Origin of the sequence: Cyclobacterium qasimii M12-11B, from assembly GCF_000427295.1 — a bacterium.
Taxonomy (GTDB): domain Bacteria; phylum Bacteroidota; class Bacteroidia; order Cytophagales; family Cyclobacteriaceae; genus Cyclobacterium; species Cyclobacterium qasimii.
On record NZ_ATNM01000107.1, the window covers coordinates 51,649 to 76,308 of the forward strand.

The following is a 24,660-nucleotide window of genomic DNA, read 5'->3' on the forward strand; positions in this document are numbered from 1 at the left end:
TAGGGTGGAAATTCAAAGCTACTTTCGCCCTCTGATAATTCTATATTATAAAGATTACGGGTATGCATGAGTTAACAACAAATTTTATAATATTTGTGCTACCTTTAAATCCTGAAATCCCGATCTTAAACTCGATTTTCGAGTTAAACCCAAAATCCATTTAATTAAGCGTAACGCGCCTCAAAAATGAGTTTAAATTTGAGTTCAATATTAAAAATTGAAGAGCCAAACGAGTATTGGTTAATTTCTGTAATTAGTTTAGATATTGGAGCTGTTTTGGGTTTTTGAGGGGTCATTGAGTTTATGGGGAAATGGAGGGGATTACAAAATTTAAACCTTTTGGGCTGGTAAAATTAATGTCCAATTATTTCAACTTTAATCCGAATTACGCAATAGGGTTCGTACAGACTGTGCCACATTATAAGAGCGCTACTGCATAATTAGGGTTTAATCATCTGGAAATTTAAATGAACAGGAAAATAAAAGTTCTTTATATAAGCTATTTACAATTCAAAAAGAATTTTATTCAATATCCTTACCGGAAATTTAATTTTATAGAGTTATTTTTAATTTGGGTAAGTCAGAAAGTTACCCGTTCCCAGTTCCTAGTTTTGTCAGGTATTTTAGTGGGGCTTAGTGCTGGTTCTGCGGGTGTTATCCTTAAAGTATTTGTTCATTATATCCAATCTGCAATTAGTGCAGACGCTCCTTTAGAGGAAAGATTACTGATCTATGGGATTTTCCCGATGATTGGGATTACCCTAACTGCCTTTATCGTCAAATACTTTTTTAAAGGTGATGAGGAGAAGGAAATATCTTTTATTCTTAAAGACATTTCCAAAAAACAAAGCAAAGTTAAATTAAGTAAAATGTACTCTCAAATACTACAGAGTGGGATAACTGTAGGTTTTGGGGGATCGGTAGGACTTGAAACACCTATAGCTGTTACTGGATCTGCGATTGGTTCTAACTATGCCCAGAGGTACAGGTTGGGGTTTAAAGAGCGCACCCTCTTATTGGCTGCGGGTGCTGCGGCAGGTATATCAGCTGCTTTCAATGCCCCAATAGCTGGGATCATGTTTGCCTTTGAGATCATCCTTACAGGGCTTGTCTTTACAGATTTTATACCGTTAGTTATTGCTAGTATCTGCGGTAGTCTACTTTCTACAATTATCTTAAATGAGGACATTCTCTTTAATTTCCAGACACGAGAAACCTTCAATCATTTCAATGTATTTTATTTTCTGGGACTTGGGGTATTGACAGGTTTGTATGCCAGGTATTTTTTAGTGGTAGGGCAGAGGGTTCAAAAATTCTTTGACAGGTATAAAAAGCACGTACTTCTTAAGGCAGTTCTTGGAGGAGCTGTGTTGTCTATTCTTTGTGTTTTATTCCCGCCCCTTTTTGGAGAAGGCTACATGAATATCAGGACCATCTACCAAGGTGATGTTGATATGCTAATTGAGGGCAGTCTTTTTCGTTATATAGGGAATTCAGATGTTATCATCATAGTGTTTTTATCCCTAACCATATTGCTAAAGGCATTTGCTACAAGCATTACCCTAAGCTCTGGAGGAAATGGAGGGAATTTCGCGCCTTCCTTGATGGCTGGAGGGCTTTTAGGTTTCGTTTTTGGGTTTTCTTTAGAAATAATGGGTTTTACAGACGTGCCTACAACCAATCTAATGTTGGTAGGTATGGCTGGCGTGATGTCTGGAGCCATGTATGCCCCGCTGACGGCCATTTTCTTAATTGCTGAGTCAAGTAGTGGGTATGACTTGTTTATCCCTCTGATGATCGTCTCAGTGACTTCTTATATTATAAACCGTTCGTTTTCCCCAATCAATCCCTCTTTCAAAGAGTTGGCGGAAAAGGGGGATATTTTTACAACAAGGCAGGATCAGAATATTTTGTCCCACATTTCCCTTAATGATTGCATCAATCCTTCCTCTATTCTTATACGTACCACTGATAGTATGGAGGAAGTGCTTCATATCTTCAGAAATAGCGACCAAAATAGTATGGCTGTTGTGGATGCCAATAACGAATTTTGGGGAGTGTTGAACCGAGAACAATTGCGTCCATTCCTGCTTAATAAGGAGTCTGCTGACGGCACAAGTGTTACTCAGTTGGCCATAGCCCCTCCATTTATTATATCGCCCAATGATTCTGTAATGGAGGTAACCAAGATGTTTGATGAAGCAGATGTATGGCAATTGCCCTTACTTGATGAGGAACGAATGTTCAAAGGGTTTATAAGTAGGTCAAAAATATTAACCAATTACCGTGCTTTGCTAAGGGATTATTCTGAATAAAGAAGTTAACGAATGGAAAGGGGATAGGTATTGAATTTTTTGGCGCTTTAAGTAAATCAAAATTAAAGCGATATCCATCTTTTGGAAGATCTTATTAGCAATCAATTTTATGCAAAAAAAAACCTGATCGATTGATCAGGTTTTTTTATTCACTTTAACCACTAACAACCACAAATAAAATTTGTTTGCCGGGTGGCAAACAAAAAAAATTTGTTGTAGTCCGTACGGGAATCGAACCCGTGTTTCATCCGTGAAAGGGATACGTCCTAACCCCTAGACGAACGGACCAGAATAAGAAAAAGAGCATCATAGTGAAGTAGTCCGTACGGGAATCGAACCCGTGTTTCATCCGTGAAAGGGATACGTCCTAACCCCTAGACGAACGGACCATTTAATGACTGATGTGCTCTTTTCCTTAAATGGTGATGCAAATATAGGGTCTTTCAAGAACAAACCAAAACCCACCAAAAAATAATCCAAAACTAATCACAAACCTTTGAAAGTTAGGGGTAAAATTTATAGAAAGAAAATATTTAACTATGCGTAAACTTTATTTTTGCCAATTCTGTTTCATTATTGAACCCATAGAATAATAAATAAATTTAAAAAAATTAAAATTATGGCATTAAGATTAGGAGATTTTGCACCGGATTTTACCGCTGACTCTTCAGCTGGACAAATTAACCTTTACGAATACCTTGGAGACAGTTGGGGAATTTTGTTTTCTCACCCTGCTGATTACACTCCAGTTTGTACTACAGAATTAGGAGCGGCTTCCAAGTTAAAGGGAGAGTTTGATAAAAGAAACGTTAAAATGCTTGCCTTAAGTGTGGATGGCGCAGAAAGTCACAGGTCTTGGATCAAGGATATCAACGAAACCCAAAACACAAGCGTTGATTTTCCTATAATTGCGGATGAGGACAAGAAAGTTTCTGAGCTTTATGACATGATCCACCCCAATTCAAGTGAAAGTTTTACTGTTCGTTCCGTTTTTATAATTGGCAATGACAAAAAAGTAAAACTTATCATTACTTATCCTGCAAGCACAGGTAGGAACTTTGTTGAACTATTAAGGGTAATCGATTCTTTGCAGTTGACTGCTAATTATTCAGTAGCTACTCCTGCGGATTGGAAAAATGGTGAAGATGTTGTTGTTTCACCTGCCATTAAAACCGAAGACATTCCTTCTAAATTCCCTAAAGGATTTAAAGAAATAAAACCTTATTTAAGAATGACACCACAGCCTGATTTGAAATAAGTTAGGAAGAGGTATTGGGGCTGATCTATTTCAGCCCCTTTTTTTATGGCCAATTTTAAAATAGAGCTACCGAATGGGCCTTATAATTGGTGTTTTCTACGGGTAATGAGGCCATTGTCTTTAATACCTAGTAGTCATTTGCGCTTTTATAGCGTATTATAGAAGCGAATTCATTTTGTAATTACTAATGTTAAAGGACAAATCAGAAATTATGGGGTAAAAGTACTTGATTGGCCATTGTGAAGTTATTCTGGTTTTTACTTTTGAAATACTATTAGTAAAAGAGAATGTTTGATTGTTCATTTGTAGGTTAAATACTGTAGCTTAAAAACTGATAAAGATCATTACAAATTAAATTATATATGGGTTTAATTATTCGTATCATTCCGGAGATTTTTCAAAATGAATGGTAATAATACGTATTTTGGGATTCTAAAATTTCAGTAAGAAAAATAATTAATGGATAAGAGAATAATAAGTAGCATAATTGTTGGTTCAGGGAAATACTTGCCAAAAGAAGTTATCCCAAATGATTATTTTTTAACCAAAGAGTTTTATGACGCAAGTGGTAATAGGTTGGTAAAACCCAATGCCGATATTGTGGCAACACTTCAAAAAATTACTGAAATACGAGAGAGAAGGTATCTAGAAGAAAATTTAATGACTTCAGATATGGCCTATTTTGCGGCAAAGGATGCCTTGAGCTCAGCTGATATAGATGGAGAATCTCTGGATTACATTATTGTGGCGCATAATTTTGGAGACATTTTGAAGGATAATATCCGAATTGATACCTGTCCTACCTTGGCTGCCAGGGTTAAACACAAACTTGGTATTAAAAACCCCTACACAGTTGCCTATGATTTGCCATTTGGTTGTCCGGGTTGGATTCAAGGGATGATTCAAGCCAATTATTACCTTCAATCAGGAGATGCCAAAAGAGTGATGGTAATTGGTGCAGAAAATTTGTCACGAATTTCTGACCCTCATGACATCGACAGTATGATTTTTTCTGATGGGGCAGGGGCAGTCATTTTGGAGGCAAAAGAAGGAGACAGCAAAGAGGGTTTACTGGCACATATCACAAGATCAGACACCTTAGATCATGCCTTTTTATTGACCATGGGGCCATCCTACAATCCCAATCACCCTGACAATACCCGCTTTTTGAAAATGAATGGTAGGAAATTGTATGAATATGCAATAAAAACTGTTGCGCCTACCCTTAAGGAATGCCTTGAACGGGCTGATATTGATATCGAAACCCTTAAACATGTGCTAATCCACCAGGCAAATGCCAAAATGGATCACAATATATTAGAGCGTCTTTTTCTGCTTTATAACAAAACCGATATTCCAAAAGGTCTTATGCCAATGAGTATTCAGGAATTGGGTAACAACTCGGTGGCCACTGTACCTATTCTGTACGATTTGGTTGTGAAAGGGGATAAGAAAAATCATCAATTCAACTCAGGTGACTATTCCTTATTTGCCTCTGTAGGGGCAGGAATGAATATAAATGCTTTTGTTTATTTACATCCATAAAACTTAATTATTCATTTGCTATGATCAACAAAATAGATGCTCATCAGCACTTTTGGCGCTATGATCCTATTGATTATTCATGGATTAATGAGGAAATGCTTAATTTGAAGACCGATTTTCTTCCAGATGATTTATTGCCTGTTCTAACGGCGAACGGAGTTGAAGGAACAGTCGCTGTTCAAGCATTACAGGATGAGAAGGAAAACGAATTCCTTCTGGAGTTGGCAGAAAACCATCCTTTTATTTTAGGCGTTGTGGGATGGATCGATTTAAAGTCTCCGAACCTGGCAGCCCGATTAAGCAATTATGATGCTTTTAATAAGCTAAAAGGCTTTAGGCATGTTCTACAGGATGAAGAAGACTCTGAATACATCCTAAACGAAGCCTTTCAACGAGGGTTAAGCGCGATGTTTGATATTGGGTACAGCTATGACCTTTTGGTGCTTCCACATCAATTGAAAGGCGCTATTAAGACCGTGTCCAATTTTGAAAAAGGAAGCTTTATCTTGGATCACCTGGCAAAACCGGATATCAAGACTGGTCAGAATGAAAAATGGAAGGATAACATCAAAGCATTGGCTGAATTCCCAAACGTTTACTGTAAACTTTCAGGTATGATTACCGAAGCAGCATGGAGTCATTGGGAGGAGAAAGAATTTTATCCTTATATGGATACTGTAATGGAAGCTTTTGGAGAGGATAGGGTCATGTTTGGTTCTGACTGGCCCGTCTGCAAGTTGGCTGGTAGCTATGAACAGGTAATAGGATTAGTGGAAGGGTATTTCAAAGGGCATTCTGAATCCACATTGCAAAAAATATGGTATTCGAATGCGGTAAACTTTTATCGACTTTAAAATAAACATATTAATATGAAGAGATATTGTCTTGCTTTGGATCTAAAAGATGACCCTATAATCATAGAGAAATACATAGACCATCATAAACGGGTTTCTGATGCGATAATTTCAAGCATCAAGGGTGCAGACATAGAGGTAATGGATATTTACCTTACAGGAAACCGACTATTTATGATCATGGAAGTTGGAGAGTCCTTTTCTTTTGATGAAAAAGCCAAAATGGATGAAAGCAATGAGAAGGTTCAAGAATGGGAAGGGTTAATGAGTACGCTTCAACAAGCACTTCCTTGGGCCAAACCAGGAGAGAAATGGGTAATCATGGAGAAGATTTTTTCACTTTAAGAAAATATAAAATAGCATCTTTTTAAAGCCAAAAGCATTGGATTTTTAAACTTGATTTACAAACCTGTAGACTAAGTATTCAACCTGTTTGTCGGCAAGTAGATTTTTTAGTTGACTCAAAGTAGACCATAGGAGTTCATGGTTTACATCTCCTTGAGGGGCAAAATAGAATCGATGATTTCACTTTTTCCGTTTGAAAAATGCTTGTAATCTGCCAATATTTTTATACAAAATTATTATAGATTTTAACGAAAATAGCGGTAGTTTTAATCTATTATATGATTAGTTTAATGGCATATAAATTTAGGTATTTTGTATGGCATTAAATGTTTTTAATTAATTGGTAAAAAAATTAAACCACATCAGAATTTTATTTTTATGAAAACCAGTAGAACTTTAGTATTGTTTTTTGCTTGTTTGATGCTTAGTTTTTCAGCATTTTCCCAAAAGGATCATTTAAGCTCGCAGGCAGGAAGAGCCAATGTTGGGATTGGCGTTGGTCTTCCCTATGGAGGAATTGGATTACGTATGGGTACGAATGTAGCCAAAGGAGTGAATTTATTTGGAGGTGTTGGTTACCAGATTGCTGACATAGGTTACAACCTGGGGATAATTAAAGACTTTGAAAGCAAGGGTATGGCTCAATTTTACCTTTCAGGAATGGTTGGTACCAATGCAGCCATTAAAATTGATGGATTGCCTCAATCTAGCAAAACCTATTTTGGCCCCTCGCTGGGCACAGGGATTAAATTAAATAGCAATCGGAAAGAAGGGAATTTTTGGGATATGGGAATAATAATTCCTATCAGATCCTCTGTCTATAAAAGTGATTTGAACGGGTTAAAACAGGATGCACGAATAACTGGCCTTACCGAACCTTGGCCTGTTTTATTGGTTTTTGCGTATAATTTTAATTTGTAATTATAATTCTCAGCCTCACTGACACATAATTTTTTTTATTAAAGTAATCCCTGATAAGCAATGTCTAAATCAGGGATTACTTTGAAAATCATGCTACCATTCTATTTCACCTTTACATCCTTCCCCTTGAATTTGTTCCAAAGTGGGGTTATAACCATTGTTATTAATCGTTATTTCTGGATGCGTTCCTTCATTTACTAGCTTTGATAAAGCACAGTAATCGGTAAGCCAATCGTTGTTTGCAATTTCTATATTACTACTAAGGTCTACCGAAATCAAGTTTTCAAGCCCTTCTAGCGTGGGAAGGTTCGTATTGCCAATAATATTTAATCTTCTTTTAATTTTTTTAAGATTAGTTAATTCTTTAATATCTCTCAATGAGGTATTGCCATATAAGGTTAAAAACTGCATCTCATCTGCAACCCTTAGGCCTTTCAATGAAGTTAGATTATTACTATCCAAATCTAAGGAAGAGGTCACCGCACCTGTGAATCCGGTAAAATCCATAAGATCATACATATAGGTCAATCTAAGGGAGCCTATTGTTTCCACGTTTCGAAAATCCTCAAAGTTAACTATATCTATACCTTTAATTTCAAGGGATCCAATATGCCTCACATTATACAATCCCTCGAAAGAAATTTGTGCATCATTATCAGTAACCTCCATATAATCGATCTCCTGAACCTGATCCAGTCCTTTGAAATTGATTAATTTGGCATTATGATTTATAAAAACACTACCTAGTTTTTTTATTTCTTCTAAGCCATAGAGGTTTAACAAAGAGGGGTTATCAGCAATGGTTAAATTTAAGCTTTGGTTATCCGATAAGGATAAACCTTCTAGTGTTTCTAAACCAATATTTTTTTCCACAGTTAACTTCCAAACCGACTGGTTTATATTTTGCAATCCATGTAGGTTTTTAAGATGTGTGGTGTTTCTAATTTGGATTTCATCGTAAACATAGGTAATCAATTCCAATGGCGACAGGTCTACGATAGGATCTTCCCCTCCATCACCCTCAATGATAAGGCTTGCTATTGTACTCTTACCACATCTCATTGCCCAGCTGTTTAAATCTGTTTGGGTAGTTAATACCAGTACTTCAGGAAAATCACCCTCTGCACATTTAAATCCCGCCTCTTTCATTTCCACAATTAATGGCTGCTCTGCATAATCCTTTAGTTGGTCTAATGTAAGTGTATCCGTGAAATCATCAAAGTTGAAACTTTTTAATAGAATAGCATAACTTTCAGCAATGGGAAGTGTAACAGATTCATTAATCCCGGCAATTAGTTCCTGAGTGATGACTTCCCCGTCTGCGGTAATTTCTACTGACCCAGAAAGGAAGTCCATTAATCTTGTGTCAGTAACCATGGCTATAAAGATTTTATTAGATGTAGCAGTGACAATATCCAAAGCAAAGGACTGAAAACCAAAGTCGGCGGGGCTATGTCCTTCTGCAGCTACCACTTGCATGGAAATCTCCATTTCTGCTTCCTCTCCAATTTCAGTTTCAATGGATTGTAAATCAAAAGCCAAGGGCAATGACAAGTCTTGATTCTCACTCAATGTGGCGTTTTTCTTGGGAGTCGCTTCTACTATATCATTGTTATCATCCAACACATAAAATGCAACAACCTGATAGGATCCTTCTGGAAGAATGATCTTCTCTGTCAGGTAATGGTCTTCCATGTCCTGGACCTGAATGTTCTTGCTATTGTAGGAGGTCGTGTCTCCATCTGCTGTTTGTATTGTAATAATTGCTTTACTGTAAGCCGTTATCCGAAGTTGCCTTGAAGATGTGTTTGAAGTTTTGGCAATCTTAACAATTACAGCTGGTAATTTCTCTTCGGTTTTTGGATTTTCACCCGGATTTGCAATAGGGTCAGGATTTACGTCGGGCCCTTCGGCCTCTTCACATGAATGCAATGATGCACCAAGTAAAATGAAAACCACAAGGAAGAGGATACGAGATTTTAAATACAATTTTATCATGGTTTACACATCCCTCCTGAGATATCGTTTAAACTCGGATTATAGGCATTATTATTAATTTTCACTCCGAATTCTAACCTATCGGTTGAGGTGATTTTTACGTCTTTTAATCCGCAAAAATCTGTTAGAGATTCATTGTTTTCAATAGTAATCTTGTTAGGTGGGGAAGTAGTGTGACCGGGTGTTGCTATGATATAGAAGGACATTTCCGAAATACCCTCAAATCCGTTAAGGTTTTTAGTTTTGGATTGCCCTTGATTGCAATTGCATCATTAATAGTTTCTCCCGTTCCAATTGCACTTATGTCCGCTAAGGATTCATTGTAATATAGGTGAATTCCTTCTATCTCTTCATTGAAAAAGAGGGGTGTAAGTGTGGTGACCTTGGAGAGGAATTTGACAATCAATTCGCTAACCCCTTCACCATCGGTTTGAAGAAGTCCATTTAAATCAACTAAATTCTCGTTATCTTCCAGATGGAGATTTTCAATAAACATAAATCCACCTGCTTCACCACCAAATGAGATTAGTGAAGGGTTGTTTTTCACTGTCACTTTTGAATTTATTATTTCGGTTTGACTTGGGAAGTCCAGATGCGTGATATTGGTATTGGATTGAATGGTTATTTTCTGAAGGTTTGTAGCATTTTCAAAGCCGGAAAAATCAATAAAATGAACCATGCCCTCAATATGTAGCCGCTCAAGCTTGTCAGCAAGGTGTTCCAAGCCGTCAAATTCTTGAATGCTAGGATTATTGGTTAAGTTCAAGCCCGTTAAATATTCTAAAGAAGTAAAATCCGAAAAGGATTCCAATTTGGGATTACTTCTGATAATTAAATCCTGGGCAATTGTTTGTATATATTTCAGCCCTTCCAATGATTGTAAATCAGGGTTGCCTGAAATGATAAAGTTCTCATCCACCTGTTCAATGGTGGCCAAAGCCGAAAGGTCTTGTATAGGATCGGATGAACCTTCTGGAGTTTGGCCAATCGTTAAATTTCCATTGATAATATCATATCCTTTTAACCCAAAAGAGTCTACAGCTGCTTGGGAGCTTAATTGCACATCTCCATCAAAAGTACCACCTATATAAAACTCATCAGCGCGTTTTTTTGTCAATTCAATAATTAGCGGATGGTTTTCAAATAAAAGAAGACTGTCATAACTAATTTCCTTTTCAATAGGTTGAAAAGCTTTATAAGTAATTGTTAAATCGAAATTCTCACTATTCTTTGGTAGTACAATTTTATTCAACTTTCCATTAAGTTGCTGAGTCAATAGATGGTCACCCTGGCTAACCGTTAATTCTGCTGGGATAAAATCCATAAAGTCATCAACCTTTTCACGTACTGTAGAGATGAAAAAGTAAAAGGTCTCCCTAAAGCCAGCCATTCCGGATTCAAAACCGAAAGGTTCAGGACTTTTTCCAGCCGTAGAGATGATTTCAAGGTTCAAGTTTTGAGATTCACTTGCGGTGACTTCAAAAGGGATTGGAAGTGGTTGAGCTAGGAACTCTCCAAACTCAGAGCCTTCTATCGGTGTAGCATAAAGGATGTTTCCACTACTGTCCGTCAAATAAAATGCACTTATTTGATAGCTGCCTTGTGAAAGGTTTATTTCTTCAATCAGGATTTCGTCACCAAAACCCAATATTGGTAAGGATTTACGGTCAAAAATCGTTTGGGAACCATCCTCGTTTTCTATTGTAAGAACAACATTGTTCACTCCTTGAATGGGTAGGGCCAAGTTCCTACTGCTTTCATTTTCTACGTAACTTTCATTAACCTGAAAGCTTATGCTTCCATCAGTGGGCATTTGTTGCTCATATTCTGTAGTACATGCTCCCAAAACGATCAAACTCAAAAGTTGAAAGTAATGGGATATTTTCCATCTGTTCATATTTTTAAAAAAGGTTTTGTAAAACTAAACATTATTTTCAAATTGACGCTGAAGTATTTCAAATAATTAATAATGTATTTCAGATAATTTATAATGTCGTTTGTTTTGAAATAGCAAATTATTTTTATATTAATATTTCCTTTTTCTAATTTCGATTAGGAAATTTTCTTTGTGAAATTAATGAGATCCCTATTGGTTTAAAGACTAGCAACTTTTTGATTGAAAGTAGGCAGGTATTAAAATCTTTTTTTATTTATGTTTGTTAATAGATAAAGTTAAAGCAATGGAAGACATTTGGATAAAAAAATGGAATGAAAGGTATGGTGAAGAAGCCTATGCATATGGAGAAGCACCTAACTTATTTTTTGAGGAAAAAATCAAGGAATTAAAAGTTGGGAAAATACTATTGCCTGCAGAAGGGGAGGGCAGAAATGCCGTTTTTGCCGCTAAAATGGGTTGGTCTGTTTATGCCTTTGATCAGAGCGAAGAAGGAAAAAAGAAAGCCATTAAGCTTGCGGAAAAGAATAAGGTTGCCATAGACTATCAGGTAAATGATCTGGAATCAGTAAAATACCAGGAAGGTCAGTTTGATGTAATAGCATTAATTTACGCTCACTTTCCGGCGAACCTTAAATCTCAATACCACAAGGTATTGGATGGCTATTTAAAAAAGGGTGGGATAATTATCTTTGAAGCTTTCAGCAAGAAGAATTTGCAATATCGAGCGCAAAATGAAAAAATTGGTGGTCCAAAAGACCTGGACTCGCTATTTTCTATAGAAGAAATAAAAGCTGATTTTAACAATTACACTATCATTCAATTGGAAGAGAAAGAAGTGGTACTAGGTGAAGGTCTTTACCACAATGGCAAAGGGTCTGTTATTAGATTTGTAGGAATGAAACATTAAGATTATAAACCTTAGTAGCTTAATGTTTAACCTTGAAAAAGGATAGTTTTACTTAGTGTAACCAAATAGTGATTTTGGGAAAAAAACCAGAGGCATAATTATTTAAGCATAAAAAAAGGCTGCTTTTGTAAAAGCAGCCTTTTTAACTTACATGTTTTTAACTTCTCCGACGAGCTCATTGAGCACCTTCTTGGCATCACCAAAAAGCATTCGTGTTTTCGGGTCAAAGAAAAGCGCATTCTGAATCCCGGCATAACCTGAACTCATACTTCTTTTGATCACTATCACATTTGTCGCTCTATTCACTTCTAGTATTGGCATTCCATAAATAGGACTTGAAGGATCATCATTTGCAGCAGGGTTGACCACATCATTGGCACCAATCACCATTACTACATCAGTATTAGGGAATTTCTCGTTGATGTCATCCATTTCGATAAGCTTGTCATAAGAAACATCTGACTCGGCTAAGAGCACGTTCATATGACCTGGCATCCTACCTGCAACTGGGTGAATTCCATAAAGTACTTCAACACCTTTTTCTTCTAATATCTTCTCTAAATCATGAACAGCATGTTGCGCTTGCGCAACTGCCAAACCATATCCAGGTACAATCACTACTCGTTTGGCATAGGCCAATAAGATAGAGGAATCATAAGAATTGATTTCCTTGGCCACCTGATCACCATCCTGACCTGCCGCAGCAGTTCCAGCAGAAGCGCCAAATGAAGTGAATAGAATATTCGAAACAGAGCGGTTCATGGCTTTAGCCATTAATAAGGTAAGTAGAATCCCCGCAGAACCAACCAATATACCACCCATTAGCATTACCTTATTGTCATAAAGTAATCCTGTGGTAGCAGCTGTAACACCTGTAAGGGAGTTAAGTAGGGAAATCACTACTGGCATATCTGCACCTCCGATAGGATAAACGAACATCAATCCATAAATGAGGGAAAGCACCACCAATACATAGATTAGAGTTGGCTGTGGTGCACCAGAAGTAAGTATATAAGCAGCTAAACCTACTGCTATAGCGAGGACAACAAATCCAAGCATTTTATTGATACGAATATCTTTTAAAACACCCTGAAGTTTACCCATTGCAACCAATGATCCTGAAAACGAAACGGATCCAATTACTAAACTGGACATAAGTACCGCTCCTTTACCAATGTCACCAATAGGTAGGTCACCGTATTCAACCAAACCGATCAAAGCTGCTGCAGCTCCACCCATTCCATTGAAGAAAGACACCAATTGAGGCATGGCAGTCATCTGAACGGTTTTAGCGGAGTATAATCCACCTACTGTTCCAAGCGCCATTGCAATTAGTATAAGTGCCAGATTATCTAAACCTGGGGTTAAAAAGGAGGCTAAAATAGCCAATATCATTCCTGCTAGGGCGGTGCTGTTTCCTTTTCTCGCAGAATCCGGATGACTCATCATCTTGATACCAACGATAAAGAGTACCACCGCTACCAGGTAGCAAATATCTATTATCTGTAAAATCATGATTCTTATTTTTTACCTGGTTTTTCTTAAACATCTCTAACATTCTGTTGGTCACAGCAAATCCACCTACCACGTTTAAGGTAGCTAGCAATACTGCCAAAAAGCCTAGCGACAAAGCCAGGTAGTTGGAAGGGTCTGTTTTTCCTAAAACGATAATGGACCCTACAATCACTACTCCTGAGAGGGCATTAGACCCCGACATAAGTGGTGTGTGCAACACGGTAGGTACTTTGGAAATAACCTCAACGCCTACGAATATCGCCAGAATGAAAATATAAAGTTCTTGTTGGTTAATTGATATATATTCAATAATCGCTTCCATATTATTTTAATAAGGGTTCATAAACTATCGCTCCATCATGAGTGATGCAGGTTCCTTTAATTATTGCGTCCTCAAAATTGAGGTTTAATTGATCCTCTTTTAACAAGAGTTTCAATAAATTCTGTACGTTCTTACTGTACATTTTACTCGCATCCTGTGGCATAGTGGAAGGTAAAGCGGAGTTACCGATGACAGTTATTCCATCAATAGATACCGTTTCGTTGTTTTGCGTTCCTTCACAATTTCCACCATTTGCTGCTGCTAGATCTACTACAACTGCTCCTGATTTCATTTTTTCCAACATCGCTTTGGTAATCAGGATAGGCGCTTTTCTGCCTGGTATCAATGCGGTCGTTATGACTACATCAGATTTAATGATGGATTTCTCCAACATTTCGGATTGTTTTTGCTTGTATTCAGCAGATTGCTCCACTGCATATCCTCCAGCACCTGTGTCTTCTACAGCACCTGGAACTTCTACAAACTTACCACCTAAACTTTCTACTTGTTCTTTTACAGAAGGTCTGGTATCAAATGCTTCTACTACAGCACCAAGTCTTTTAGCAGTAGCAATAGCTTGTAAACCCGCCACCCCTGCACCAATTACCAATACCTTAGCCGGTGCAATAGTACCTGCAGCTGTCATTAGCATTGGAAAAAATCTCGGTAAGTTTGCCGCTGCCAATAAGACCGCTTTGTAACCTGATACAGTACTCATAGAGGACAATACATCCATACTTTGAGCACGCGAAATTCTTGGGATTGAATCCATACTGAACAAAGAGACTCCTGTGCCAGCAAGTGTTTTCATAAGGTCTTTCGCTACTAAGGGTTGGTATACACCAAACAAATATTTCCCCTTACTAAGTAACGCATGCTCTGAGGCATCCATAGGTGTGATTTGAAAAATCATTTCTGCTTCTTTCAAAACAGCTATGCGTTCTTTAACTTCAGCACCAGCTTCCAAATATGTGGTATCAGAAAGGAAAGAGGATTCTCCAGCCCCTTTTTCAATCAGGACTTTATTGCCTGATGCAGTTAGGACCTTTACAGCTTCCGGATGCAAGGAAACCCTGGTTTCCGGAGAAGGTTCTTTTAAAATTCCTAAAATCATAATGGTGGTTTATATAATGTAATCCAAACATTGAATTTCCAAAATCAAATCTAATCATCCCCTCACTCAACGGTAAGTATCAAATGATTTTGGCAGTGCAAAAAAAGCACTTTTTTACGGATTTTAGTGTAATGTTTGCCAAAACTTTCTCTTTTTAGGTAGATGAAGGATTTTTTCACCTATTGTCTCTAACATATTGAAAAATTTCCATCTTTTTAAGGAGTTTTATCTTCAAAATTGGACTTTGCTTTAATTTGATTTCTCTAAACTAAGTTAAAAAAGGTTAGACTTTAGAGATTTGCCATCTTTTTTCAACTGAATATTAATAGAGAAAGATCATTTTTTTGATCTGTTAATTAAAGACTTTAATGACTCGTAGATTGGGGGAAACAATCAGATGATTAATCAGTGAGTTTTCGATATATAATTATTGATTCAGTGAAAATTTATAAGATAAAACCACTAGGCCTCTTTTGAATAAAGGTATAATTCATTTTTTAAATTAAATTTAATACAAACCCTCTTATGAGGACCGCTTTAATTTCAAAAATGACTGGCTTAATCCTTTTTTTGGGCATTTAACTGTTCGCTTTTTCTTGTACAGACCCAAAGGAAGAAACAATTCACAACACTTATGCTACTAAATGGGGAATAAGGAAAGGTAAATGGTTGTACATTGATGATTCTACGGGTGGTCATAGGTCTTTGCCTGAATCCTTCATGGCACTGAAAGGATATTCTGATTCGAGACAGCAGGACTCCTCTTTGATATTGAAGAAGACCCAGAGCAAAGAGTGAATTTGTACCTGGATAATCAGGATAAGATAAAAGAGATGGAAATGCTACTAAAAAACTACCGCCAATCCAAAAGGACTGTTTCAACAAAAATAAAAAAGTGACAGCAATTTTGACTGGTAAATAGCAACAAACCAATTCTAAAGTGTTTATGGTATTTATATTAATGTCTATTTCCTTTTTCTTGCAGAATAAATTTATGCTATTATTATTTTATAACTTTAGGTCAATCCAATTACTTTAAAAATATAAAAATGAAAACATTGCTTGTCTTATTTTGTCTGGTAGGCATTCTTATGCCAGTTTATGGTCAAAAATTTGAGCCAAATTACGATGAGGACAAGGTGCCTGACTACCAGTTACCCAGCCTGCTCACCATGGAAAGTGGTAAAGCCATTACCAACAAAAGGCAATGGGGGAAAAGGAGGGCAGAATTAATTGAAATTTTTGAAAACGAAATTTATGGTAAATCTCCCGAATGGGATGGTGAAATCACCAGTGAAATGCTATTGGAAAATAAGGATTATTTAAATGGGAAAGCCACTCGCCAGGTAGTAAGGCTAACCCTTGAAAGGGAAGGTGAATCCCTCTATTTGGATCTTTTGGTATTTTACCCCAATTCAGGTAAAAAGGTACCAGCATTTTTAGGACTCAATTTTTATGGCAACCATACTATTTCTTCTGACGATCAAGTCGCTGTACCTGATACCTGGGTTAGAAACAATGAAGCCATGGGAAGTGCAAACAATAAGCCATCTGAAAAGGGTAGAGGCTTGCGAATTGACAATTGGCCCTATGAGGATATTTTAGCTAGAGGTTATGGCTTGGTTACCCTTTACTATGGTCAAATCGATCCGGATTATGCAGATGGATTTAAGAACGGCGTTCATGCTTTGTATCCAGATGAGCAAAGAGAAGCCAATTCCTGGGCTAGTATCGCTGCCTGGGGCTGGGGCTTATCACGTGTTATGGATTATATGGAGAATCAAGATTGGCTGGACAGTAAAAAAGTTGCCGTTCTGGGACATAGCAGGTTGGGAAAAGCAGCTTTATGGGCTGGAGCAACAGACGAACGTTTTGGTATGGTGATCTCAAACAATTCAGGTTGTGGGGGAGCTGCTTTGTCTCGCAGAGCCTATGGAGAAACTATCGGGCAGATGATCAATGTTATTCCTTATTGGTTTTCAGATAGTTTTTCTGCCTACAATAAAAAGAAAATGAATTACCCGTAGACCAACATCAACTGTTGGCTTTGATGGCACCTAGACCCTTGTATGTGGCCAGTGGGGTAGAAGATCAGTGGGCCGATCCAAAGGGTGAGTTTTTATCTTGTGTTGCTGCTTCTCCAGCATATGAATTATTTGGTAAAGAAGGTGTGCATGCAGAAGTGCTACCACCTTTAGACCAACCTGTGATGGGTGGGATAGGTTACCACGTTCGTTCTGGAGGGCATGGCTTGTTGGCCTATGACTGGAAGCAATACCTTGATTTTGCTGACATGCATTTTTAATGGGGTTTCAAGAATAAGGAGAAACGCAACACTACACTTTATTTTTTTATTTGAAACAAAAAGGAGGCCGTTTATGCCTCCTTTTGTTTTCTTGTTAATAGTGTTTTTTATAATCCTTCCAACTACTTGGCTTTAAAAATGCCTTCATCTATCATCACTTGAAACGAGTCTTCCATCGTTTGCTTTAATGGCAAGAATTTGATTCCCAAGTCCCTTTTTATTTTAGAATTGTCAGCATGGAAAGGGATGTTTACGTTGTTTTTGATATACTTACGGGTAAACAGTTTATTGGCCATTGGCCCCACCAACATCAAAAGCCATTTTGGCATTGCCCTTTTGGGCAATGGATATTTGTCTCCATACTTGGGCAATAAAACTTCACTCATCTCCAAAAGGTCTGTATCATGGGCCGAGGTGATATAACGCCCTTTTGCTTTAGGAGTATAACCAGCCATGTAATGAGCATCGGCAACATCGCGAACATCAACCACGCCAAGCCCCATTTTAGGAGCCCCCATTTTGAGTTCACCGCCACCTATCATCTTGAGTATATTCATACTTTCTGAAGTGGCATGAGCTGGATTCAATGGCGGACCTAAAACCAAGGACATATTGATAGTCACCAAATCCCACTGGCTTTGGGACTTTTCAATTTCCCAAGCCTTCTTTTCTGCCAAAGTTTTGGAATAAGAGTAAGGCTGATAATCTAAGGAGGCAGTTGTATTCCAAATCTCTTCTGTAATTGTGCCTCCCGGGGCATTTACAGTGTCGATGGCATCTGTATAAATAGCCGCACAACTGCTGGTGACTACTACACGCAGTACTGAGCTTACTTCATTTGCTGTATTCAATACGTTAGCTGTACCATTTACGGCAGGCGCTATCAATTCCTTTTGTGGATCTTTCACATCCATTGTAAATGGGGAAGCAGTATGGTAAACCAACTCACAACCTTCCATTGCTTCTTTGTAAGATCCTGGCTTTAATAAATCACCTGCGAAAAATTTAATTTTACCTTTTGAATTGGCTGCCGCAGCTTTCAGGTGGCTTATTTTTTTATCATCCTTTGGGTTACGAACTGCAGCGTGAACTGTTATTCCTTCGTCCAAAAGTTTTTTTACCAACCAACTGGCTACATACCCATTGGCACCTGTAACCAATACTGGTTTAGATTTATCTATTTTTGTCATTATTGTTATGTTTTAATATTGATACACAAATGTCCTATAAAGGAATTGGAAAGGTTAACACCAAATACGGAAGCTATAACACTAATTAAGGAAAACACTTCATTTATGTTGTTCTTAACCGTGGTCTTTCATTTTGATAGGTAATTGATATTTAGGGTTTAACTCAATAAGCGCATTATTGGTTTACTTATTTACCAACTGCTTGATTTGGTAGGGTTCTAGTACTTTTATCTTCTTCGGACTTTTAACGAGTAATAACATGGCTTTTCCTAAATCGCTACTTCCAATAGTACTTTTCATTTTTTTAAATAATGGGAAAATTGGACGTAGTAGAACATACATCGTATTGTACCATCCGGTTTTTGATTTTACCCCTTTTTCTGGCAAGATTATTCCTGGCCTAAAAGCATAGGCATCCTTAAAGCCTAGATTTAAAAGGTAATTTTCCGTTTTCCTTTAATTCGGGCCCACATGGAATTCCCCTTTTCAGAGCTATCCGATCCTACTCCGGAAACATAGATTACCGTCATTTCTGGGGTACTTTCAAATAGGGTATTAAATAAATTTTTACTGTAGCCGAAAGTCATTTTGTTGTAGTCTTCTTCACTTAGGCCTATTGCCGATACACCCATGCAATGAAAACAAGCATCGTAACCAGCCAATTCTTGGACATGTGTTGCGATTAGATCAAAGTCTGCTACCAGCAGTTCTTTAATTTTGGGATGTTTTAGGTTTATTGGTTTTCGGTTGATAAGCAAGACCTCTTTAACAGAACTGTCTTCAAGGCATTCAATTAAAACTGCGTGGCCCACCATTCCTGAAGCACCTGTAAGGATAATTTTCATAGTGAATTAGTTTAACAAGGTCTTGTTTCTATAATCATTTGGCGTCATTCCTGTTTTTGATTTAAACATCCGACTGAAATAGTGAGGGTAATTGAAACCTAATTTATAGGCAATGCCGCTAATAGAATCTGAATCACTAAGCAACAAGGTTTTTGCTTTGTCAACGATAAAATTGTTAATGTGCTCCTTGGTTCCTAGTCCAGTTTGCTTCTTCAATAAATCGCTCATGTACTTAGGGGAAAGAGGAATGACTTCTGCAAAATAGTTCATTGTGGGAGTTCCCTGCTCCATAAATTTCCCTTCTTTATAGTAGGCCTTTAGCAATGCTTCAAAATGACTCACCACATCCATGTTTTGTGCTGCGCGGGTATTGAATTGTCGCTCATAATAGCGCAAACTGTAGTTTAACAGTAATTCCAAAGTGCTTACGATGACCCTTTGGCTATGATTATCCACGCGTTGAACAATTTCTGCTTGTATAAGCTTGACACAATCGTTAAGGGTATTTTGTTCTGCATCCGAAAGGTGCAAAGCCTCATGAACATCATAAGAGAAAAAGCCATAATCGTCTATTCGCTTTCCCAAATCTGTATTCCGAAATAGATCCGGATGAATAAAAATAATCCAGCCATGAATCTCATTTAGTTTTTGTTCTTTTTGCGCAGAAGTAACCTGATTGGGAGCTGTAAAAATAAGCACCCCTTCATTGAAATCGTAAGAATTCCGTCCGTAATTTAACCCACAGCTTGCATCCTTTAGGGCAATGGTATAAAAGTCCAAAGCCAATTTTTTCCCCAACCATTCCGGACCAATCACCCATTGACTGACATCTACCACACTTATGAGTGGATGGACTGGCTTAGCAAAACCACAGATAGTATGTAGTTCACTGATTGATTTTATATGAAATATTTCGTCTTGCATCTTATTTTAAGCTAGGGTCAAATTTCATTTAATTCTATTGAAGTTGATAACACAAAATGCAGAATAAAGAACACTAATGAGTTGACTTTGCAGTTATTAATGAATATATGGCTTAAAATTGGTCGTTACAACGTTTAGGATGTCTATACCATGATTACCTTTGAGGTTAATCATAAAAATGTACTAAAATCTTATTTTTCAACTTATTATAATTGGTGAAGCTTACTTTTATTTTCCAATTTCACCCAAATGTGTATGTTTGAAATCGTCATTATATTTCAGTCCATAACCAAAAATCCTATCCATGGCGGAATGGCCAAACAAAATAATGCCTGACAAAATAAGTATTGGCATATTTAGACTCGTGCCTAGGGCAAATATTAAAATTGTCGTCAATTTATGATGGAAGAAATTATACAAGCAGGCGCCAGTTTTTGGATTTACCAAATAGCCAAGCATAGATAAGTCAGGCAATAAAATACATGCAGGGAAAACCCACCAAACGTAATCTAAATAAGTAAACAAAAGTATAGCGAGTAATAATTGGCCAATTTCTTCAAGTCTTAGAAGCGAATTCATTTCCTTAGTCATTTTACTGATTCATTTTGTTTAGATACAAAATTCAGCAATTTCAACTTAGTAGGCCTTGACTTATATCAAGAATTTTCACTTTTTCGCTTTCTGATTCTACTTATTGTTTCGGCAGACATGCCAAGAACAGACGCTATGTATTGCAAGGGTACTTGATTAAATAACTCCTTGTTCTGACGATAATATTGGTCATATCTTTCTTCTGCCGTCATGGATAGATGAGAATAAACCCTGTCTTCAAGCATTGCAAAACATTTTACAATGAATTGCTTTTCAATAGTATTCCACTTGGGAAATGACTCACAAAGTTCAAGGTAATTAGACTTGCTAATCGTCATAATGGTGGTATCGGTTAGGGCTTGGATTGTCCAGCGGTTTGGCTGTTGATAAAAGAATCCCATAATCTCGGTCAGTAGTTGGTTTTCCGTTGAGATCCACTGGGTGATTTCTTTTCCATCAGAATAGGCATAAATTCGGAAAATACCTGATTTTATGATGCTTAGCCGATCACAAATTTTTCCGGAGGAGGTGAAAAAATCATTTTTTTGAAGTTTTTCTTCGTAAAAATAAGACTGAACTATTTCCAGATCTTCGTTTGAGAGTTGTCCAAAATAGGCCTGAATCAGTTGGTTGAAATCTTTCACTGGATTATGTATTTAATAAAAAAAAGCAGGGCCCTTTGTTTCGGTTATAGTTAGATGAGATGCATCATTATGACAGATTTCAATTTGGAATAGACAATTTATTGCTGATTCTTTCAAATCCCCAAAGTCATTAGGTCCTTTACTTTATGGTAAGTTAAAGTGGCTTTTATACATTCTTTCAATTCAGCTTCAGGGACCTTTTGGTCAAGTTTAAATACTATGGCACGTTTCCCTTCAAATTCAAAAGTGTCTTCAAAAACGATCCTAAAGGTATGAACCAATCTGCTGGTGCATTTAAAATACATGGCGTATTGATTTGGGGCTTTTTCTTTCCAATCCATACGCAATGTACTCCCGTTTTTGGTCAGAAAACTTGGCTCTCCCCATTTTAAGGTTTCTTCTAAATTGGAAATGCCTTCAGTTTCTTCAGCTGTTTCAATTACCAATTTCCGCAGGTACATCATTTTTGCTTTCACGAAATCTGGATAATTGGAAAAAACCGTTTCTACCTTTGGGTCTGTCGTCAGTTTCATGTTGATTTATATTTTAATTGTCTATTCCTACGAAAATATCCACTTCAGCAGCTGATGGGTTTTGGGCTTTTTCACCATAAATTTCAAAGTCAGCGGTATAAGTTCTATTCAGATCCATCTCAAATATTTTTGACCAATGCTTTACAATTAAGCCTTGCATCAAATCACCTTTTGTGCTGGTTTTAAGAAAGGTTCCACCCTCAAACGCCTTCCCTATCATTCCATTAGGGATTTCATTTAAATGATCCACCTTACACCCCAGAATAGCTGTATAGGGTTGGGTATGATCACCTTCATAATCTGTGTACAAAGAATAAATGTCATGCCCTAGCTTGTTAGGGATTCTGGCAATCGTATTTTCAGCCATAAATTTACCCCATAAGGCTGCAATATCTTTAGTTGCTTGATCATTCTCATTCGTTGTTTTTATGGAAATACCTATGATTTTAAATGGTTCAATTTCTACGTTCTGCATTTTGTTATCTTTTATGATTCATTGCAAATTTAACTTAGGCTTGTGTCATAGGTATGTCAGGGGTATTCTGGTATTTTTTTCTACATTTTTCAAGGTACTGTTCTAAGCTCATGTTGTGCGGAGTGAAATGTTCATCCTTGATCTCCATTTGTTGGATACAGTCCAACCGAAATGCCCTAAATTCATTTCTTAATTTGCAAAAGGCAATTAGGATCCAATTGTCTTGGGTGGTGTACAATGCAAATGGCTCTATCTCTCTTTGGCTATGACGGTTCTCTAAAGATAAATAATTGATTTTCACTACTTGATAATTGGCAATGGTAGATTGAAGTTGAATCAGGAAACTACTTGTTTTTTCATGCTCCCCATTATTGCGCACTTGCATTCTAGAAGTCAATAATTCTGCCTTTTCCTTTTGTGAGTATTTTAAAACGGCTTTTATTTTAGTAATGGCACTTTCGAATTGCTGGGTCAGAGAAAGGTCTTTGTTTTTCCTTATCAGTTGTTCTGCAGTGATGAGGGCATTGGCTTCTTCCTGGGTAAACAAAACAGGTGGGATTTTATAACCTTCCATCATGGAGAAGCCTTTTCCTTCTTCCGTAATTATGGGAATCCCGGATTTTTCAAGGGTCCGGATGTCCCTATAAATGGTCCTTATACTCACCTGATGTTTATCGGCAATTTCTTTTGCAGTTACTATTTTCTTGGCCTGCAATTGCGTTAGCATTGCCGTTAATCTTGCCAATCTTGGTTTGTCTCCTGCCATTACTATTGGTTTTGCTTATAGCGGTGTGGCTGTAAGTGCTATAAATTGTAAGGTAAATATACTCAAAAGATATTATCAGGTTCTTAACGTTCATGGGGAACAGGGGACCTACAAATCGTAAATTAAGGTTAGTTCTTGAAATTTTATACCAAGTCAAATCATCTAAAGCTATATTTTTCGCAATTTAGCTTTGGCATATATCAACATCAATACATTTTCTGGCACTAAAAACTTTGAAGAGAGTATGAATATTTTATGAATATAAAATATTACTTGATTTTGGCATGAAGAATGTTAGGTTTAAATTTTAGCCTTTTTTGAAATGCTACAAAAATTGACTGGAAAAGGAAATTTTAGTCCTATCCTTCTGTGGGATAAGATTTTAAATATATTTAAGTAATCGTTAGAATATAATATTCACCAGCAAATAAAACCTAAGTATGAAATGGCAAGGTAGACGTCAAAGTTCAAATGTGGATGACCGAAGAGGTCAATCTGGTCCAAGTAGGGGAGGTGGTGGTTTTAGTCCCATGTTGATGGGCCCCTTGATCAAAATTCTTTTTTCAAAAGTTGGGTTGGTCATTGCAGGTTTATTTATTGTAATCTCCTTTGTCACTGGTAATAATCCTTTGAGTTTACTCAGCGGTTTGATTTCTGGAAATAGTGGTCAACAAGTAGCTACAGCAGCCTATCAAGGTACAGAAGAGGAGAATGAACTGGCAGACTTTAGTGCGACGATTTTAGCCAGTACTGAGGATGTTTGGAATGGGATTTTGGAAAATTACCGTGAACCTACTTTGGTATTGTTTACCGGATCTGTTTCTTCTGCATGTGGTTCTGCCTCTAGTGCTACGGGTCCTTTTTATTGTCCAGGAGACGAAAAACTATACATTGACCTTAGCTTTTTTGATGACATGGAACGTAAATTAAATGCGCCGGGTGATTTTGCTCAGGCTTATGTCATTGCTCATGAAGTAGGCCACCATGTGCAGAAATTAATGGGTACTACGGATAAGGTGCACCAGCTCAGGGGACAGGTTAGCGAGACAGAATACAATAAATACTCTGTGATGTTGGAATTACAGGCCGATTTTTTTGCTGGGGTATGGGCAAATCGTTCTGAAAGCAGGATGAGTATGATGGAGGCAGGGGACCTGGAAGAGGCTTTGAATGCGGCCAATGCCATCGGAGATGATCGTTTGCAAAAGCAATCCTCGGGAAGGGTAGTGCCAGATTCTTTTACTCATGGTACTTCGGAACAACGGGTGAGATGGTTTAAAAAGGGTTTTGAAACAGGAGATATTTCACTAGGAGATACTTTTAATGCAAGTTCACTTTAATATTAGCCTTCTTGGGGTTATATATTGTGTGAATCCTGCGTTTATGGTAGTCAATA

20 protein-coding genes, 2 tRNA genes and 2 pseudogenes are annotated in these 24,660 nt (G+C 37.3%); 9 read left to right on the forward strand and 15 right to left on the reverse strand.

Annotated elements, in window-relative coordinates; translation table 11 throughout:
* The first annotated feature begins 467 nt into the window (after positions 1 to 467).
* On the forward strand, positions 468 to 2,315 hold the full coding sequence (locus ADICYQ_RS11635; protein ID WP_040415912.1) for a chloride channel protein: 1,848 nt from the start codon (positions 468 to 470) through the stop codon (positions 2,313 to 2,315).
* Between the two features lie 216 nt (positions 2,316 to 2,531).
* Here ADICYQ_RS11635 and ADICYQ_RS11640 read toward each other — a convergent pair.
* Both ADICYQ_RS11640 and ADICYQ_RS11645 read right to left on the reverse strand, forming a co-directional pair.
* A tRNA-Glu gene (locus ADICYQ_RS11640) sits at positions 2,532 to 2,603 on the reverse strand.
* 29 nt (positions 2,604 to 2,632) lie between these two features.
* A tRNA-Glu gene (locus tag ADICYQ_RS11645) sits at positions 2,633 to 2,704 on the reverse strand.
* A 230-nt stretch (positions 2,705 to 2,934) separates the two neighbouring features.
* On the opposite strand from ADICYQ_RS11645, the gene ADICYQ_RS11650 reads away from it, so the two are divergent.
* The 5 genes from ADICYQ_RS11650 to ADICYQ_RS11670 all read left to right on the forward strand — a co-directional run bounded on the left by ADICYQ_RS11650 (position 2,935) and on the right by ADICYQ_RS11670 (position 7,238).
* Positions 2,935 to 3,573: a peroxiredoxin gene (locus ADICYQ_RS11650; RefSeq protein ID WP_020890906.1), complete on the forward strand. Its 639-nt coding sequence runs from the start codon at positions 2,935 to 2,937 to the stop codon at positions 3,571 to 3,573.
* 459 nt (positions 3,574 to 4,032) lie between these two features.
* Entirely contained in the window at positions 4,033 to 5,118 is a 1,086-nt protein-coding gene (locus tag ADICYQ_RS11655; protein ID WP_020890907.1) for a 3-oxoacyl-ACP synthase III family protein, read from the forward strand.
* Positions 5,119 to 5,138: 20 nt separating this feature from the next.
* The gene (locus ADICYQ_RS11660) at positions 5,139 to 5,972 is read left to right on the forward strand and encodes an amidohydrolase family protein (protein WP_020890908.1); all 834 of its coding nucleotides are present in this window, start codon (positions 5,139 to 5,141) and stop codon (positions 5,970 to 5,972) included.
* Positions 5,973 to 5,987: 15 nt separating this feature from the next.
* A complete protein-coding gene (locus tag ADICYQ_RS11665) occupies positions 5,988 to 6,317 on the forward strand; it encodes an L-rhamnose mutarotase (RefSeq protein ID WP_020890909.1) in 330 nt (109 codons plus the stop codon).
* Between the two features lie 378 nt (positions 6,318 to 6,695).
* On the forward strand, positions 6,696 to 7,238 hold the full coding sequence (locus tag ADICYQ_RS11670; RefSeq protein ID WP_040415914.1) for a hypothetical protein: 543 nt from the start codon (positions 6,696 to 6,698) through the stop codon (positions 7,236 to 7,238).
* Positions 7,239 to 7,331: 93 nt separating this feature from the next.
* Here the strand turns inward: ADICYQ_RS11670 and ADICYQ_RS11675 are convergent, their stop codons facing one another.
* Together ADICYQ_RS11675 and ADICYQ_RS11685 are read right to left on the reverse strand one after the other, a co-directional pair.
* Positions 7,332 to 9,236, reverse strand: a complete 1,905-nt coding sequence (locus tag ADICYQ_RS11675; protein ID WP_040415916.1) for a leucine-rich repeat domain-containing protein — start codon at positions 9,234 to 9,236, stop codon at positions 7,332 to 7,334.
* Positions 9,237 to 9,423: 187 nt separating this feature from the next.
* Entirely contained in the window at positions 9,424 to 11,133 is a 1,710-nt protein-coding gene (locus ADICYQ_RS11685) for a receptor L domain-containing protein (RefSeq protein ID WP_020890913.1), read from the reverse strand.
* 283 nt (positions 11,134 to 11,416) lie between these two features.
* Here ADICYQ_RS11685 and ADICYQ_RS11690 point away from each other — a divergent pair, with 283 nt between their 5' ends.
* On the forward strand, positions 11,417 to 12,040 hold the full coding sequence (locus ADICYQ_RS11690) for a class I SAM-dependent methyltransferase (protein WP_020890914.1): 624 nt from the start codon (positions 11,417 to 11,419) through the stop codon (positions 12,038 to 12,040).
* Between the two features lie 147 nt (positions 12,041 to 12,187).
* Here ADICYQ_RS11690 and ADICYQ_RS11695 read toward each other — a convergent pair whose 3' ends face one another.
* The 3 genes and pseudogenes from ADICYQ_RS11695 to ADICYQ_RS11705 form a co-directional block, all read right to left on the reverse strand.
* Complete coding sequence (locus tag ADICYQ_RS11695; RefSeq protein ID WP_040415918.1) at positions 12,188 to 13,555, reverse strand: NAD(P)(+) transhydrogenase (Re/Si-specific) subunit beta; 1,368 nt, start codon at positions 13,553 to 13,555, stop codon at positions 12,188 to 12,190.
* Positions 13,556 to 13,565: 10 nt separating this feature from the next.
* A pseudogene (locus ADICYQ_RS11700) lies at positions 13,566 to 13,877 on the reverse strand (NAD(P) transhydrogenase subunit alpha part 2); the annotation flags it as partial.
* Between the two features lies 1 nt (position 13,878).
* A complete protein-coding gene (locus tag ADICYQ_RS11705; protein ID WP_020890917.1) occupies positions 13,879 to 14,991 on the reverse strand; it encodes a Re/Si-specific NAD(P)(+) transhydrogenase subunit alpha in 1,113 nt (370 codons plus the stop codon).
* A gap of 1,772 nt (positions 14,992 to 16,763) precedes the next feature.
* On the opposite strand from ADICYQ_RS11705, the pseudogene ADICYQ_RS30795 reads away from it, so the two are divergent.
* Positions 16,764 to 17,296 (forward strand): annotated as a pseudogene (locus ADICYQ_RS30795) (glucuronyl esterase domain-containing protein).
* 122 nt (positions 17,297 to 17,418) lie between these two features.
* Here the strand turns inward: ADICYQ_RS30795 and ADICYQ_RS11720 are convergent.
* From ADICYQ_RS11720 to ADICYQ_RS11755, 8 genes are all read right to left on the reverse strand, one after another.
* Positions 17,419 to 18,486 carry an NAD-dependent epimerase/dehydratase family protein gene (locus tag ADICYQ_RS11720; RefSeq protein ID WP_020890922.1) on the reverse strand — a complete coding sequence of 356 codons (1,068 nt, stop codon included), beginning with the start codon at positions 18,484 to 18,486 and terminating at the stop codon, positions 17,419 to 17,421.
* A gap of 431 nt (positions 18,487 to 18,917) precedes the next feature.
* Entirely contained in the window at positions 18,918 to 19,331 is a 414-nt protein-coding gene (locus ADICYQ_RS27675) for an NAD-dependent epimerase/dehydratase family protein (RefSeq protein WP_020890924.1), read from the reverse strand.
* A 6-nt stretch (positions 19,332 to 19,337) separates the two neighbouring features.
* The gene (locus ADICYQ_RS11730; RefSeq protein WP_040415921.1) at positions 19,338 to 20,255 is read right to left on the reverse strand and encodes a helix-turn-helix domain-containing protein; all 918 of its coding nucleotides are present in this window, start codon (positions 20,253 to 20,255) and stop codon (positions 19,338 to 19,340) included.
* A 228-nt stretch (positions 20,256 to 20,483) separates the two neighbouring features.
* Positions 20,484 to 20,834 (reverse strand): DUF4260 domain-containing protein, encoded by a 351-nt coding sequence (locus tag ADICYQ_RS11735; protein ID WP_040415963.1) that lies wholly within the window; start codon positions 20,832 to 20,834, stop codon positions 20,484 to 20,486.
* Between the two features lie 77 nt (positions 20,835 to 20,911).
* A complete protein-coding gene (locus ADICYQ_RS11740; RefSeq protein ID WP_020890927.1) occupies positions 20,912 to 21,490 on the reverse strand; it encodes a Crp/Fnr family transcriptional regulator in 579 nt (192 codons plus the stop codon).
* Positions 21,491 to 21,603: 113 nt separating this feature from the next.
* A complete protein-coding gene (locus ADICYQ_RS11745) occupies positions 21,604 to 22,023 on the reverse strand; it encodes a DUF1801 domain-containing protein (protein WP_020890928.1) in 420 nt (139 codons plus the stop codon).
* A gap of 13 nt (positions 22,024 to 22,036) precedes the next feature.
* Positions 22,037 to 22,498, reverse strand: a complete 462-nt coding sequence (locus tag ADICYQ_RS11750; protein ID WP_020890929.1) for a GyrI-like domain-containing protein — start codon at positions 22,496 to 22,498, stop codon at positions 22,037 to 22,039.
* A 34-nt stretch (positions 22,499 to 22,532) separates the two neighbouring features.
* Complete coding sequence (locus ADICYQ_RS11755) at positions 22,533 to 23,264, reverse strand: helix-turn-helix transcriptional regulator (protein WP_020890930.1); 732 nt, start codon at positions 23,262 to 23,264, stop codon at positions 22,533 to 22,535.
* 440 nt (positions 23,265 to 23,704) lie between these two features.
* On the opposite strand from ADICYQ_RS11755, the gene ypfJ reads away from it, so the two are divergent.
* The gene (gene ypfJ / locus ADICYQ_RS11760; protein ID WP_020890931.1) at positions 23,705 to 24,604 is read left to right on the forward strand and encodes a KPN_02809 family neutral zinc metallopeptidase; all 900 of its coding nucleotides are present in this window, start codon (positions 23,705 to 23,707) and stop codon (positions 24,602 to 24,604) included.
* Positions 24,605 to 24,660 lie beyond the last annotated feature (56 nt).

Bases quoted from the DNA above. Each gene is read 5' to 3' on its own strand.
- ADICYQ_RS11730 (WP_040415921.1), bottom strand. From the start codon at position 20,255: ATGCAAGACGAAATATTTCATATAAAATCAATCAGTGAACTACATACT.
- ADICYQ_RS11690 (WP_020890914.1), top strand. From the start codon at position 11,417: ATGGAAGACATTTGGATAAAAAAATGGAATGAAAGGTATGGTGAAGAA.
- ADICYQ_RS11705 (WP_020890917.1), bottom strand. From the start codon at position 14,991: ATGATTTTAGGAATTTTAAAAGAACCTTCTCCGGAAACCAGGGTTTCC.
- ADICYQ_RS11665 (WP_020890909.1), top strand. From the start codon at position 5,988: ATGAAGAGATATTGTCTTGCTTTGGATCTAAAAGATGACCCTATAATC.
- ADICYQ_RS11675 (WP_040415916.1), bottom strand. From the start codon at position 9,236: ATGATAAAATTGTATTTAAAATCTCGTATCCTCTTCCTTGTGGTTTTC.
- ADICYQ_RS11750 (WP_020890929.1), bottom strand. From the start codon at position 22,498: ATGCAGAACGTAGAAATTGAACCATTTAAAATCATAGGTATTTCCATA.
- ypfJ (WP_020890931.1), top strand. From the start codon at position 23,705: ATGAAATGGCAAGGTAGACGTCAAAGTTCAAATGTGGATGACCGAAGA.
- ADICYQ_RS11650 (WP_020890906.1), top strand. From the start codon at position 2,935: ATGGCATTAAGATTAGGAGATTTTGCACCGGATTTTACCGCTGACTCT.
- ADICYQ_RS11660 (WP_020890908.1), top strand. From the start codon at position 5,139: ATGATCAACAAAATAGATGCTCATCAGCACTTTTGGCGCTATGATCCT.
- ADICYQ_RS11735 (WP_040415963.1), bottom strand. From the start codon at position 20,834: ATGAATTCGCTTCTAAGACTTGAAGAAATTGGCCAATTATTACTCGCT.
- ADICYQ_RS11670 (WP_040415914.1), top strand. From the start codon at position 6,696: ATGAAAACCAGTAGAACTTTAGTATTGTTTTTTGCTTGTTTGATGCTT.
- ADICYQ_RS11695 (WP_040415918.1), bottom strand. From the start codon at position 13,555: ATGATTTTACAGATAATAGATATTTGCTACCTGGTAGCGGTGGTACTC.
- ADICYQ_RS11655 (WP_020890907.1), top strand. From the start codon at position 4,033: ATGGATAAGAGAATAATAAGTAGCATAATTGTTGGTTCAGGGAAATAC.
- ADICYQ_RS27675 (WP_020890924.1), bottom strand. From the start codon at position 19,331: ATGAAAATTATCCTTACAGGTGCTTCAGGAATGGTGGGCCACGCAGTT.
- ADICYQ_RS11745 (WP_020890928.1), bottom strand. From the start codon at position 22,023: ATGAAACTGACGACAGACCCAAAGGTAGAAACGGTTTTTTCCAATTAT.
- ADICYQ_RS11635 (WP_040415912.1), top strand. From the start codon at position 468: ATGAACAGGAAAATAAAAGTTCTTTATATAAGCTATTTACAATTCAAA.
- ADICYQ_RS11720 (WP_020890922.1), bottom strand. From the start codon at position 18,486: ATGACAAAAATAGATAAATCTAAACCAGTATTGGTTACAGGTGCCAAT.
- ADICYQ_RS11685 (WP_020890913.1), bottom strand. From the start codon at position 11,133: ATGAACAGATGGAAAATATCCCATTACTTTCAACTTTTGAGTTTGATC.
- ADICYQ_RS11755 (WP_020890930.1), bottom strand. From the start codon at position 23,264: ATGGCAGGAGACAAACCAAGATTGGCAAGATTAACGGCAATGCTAACG.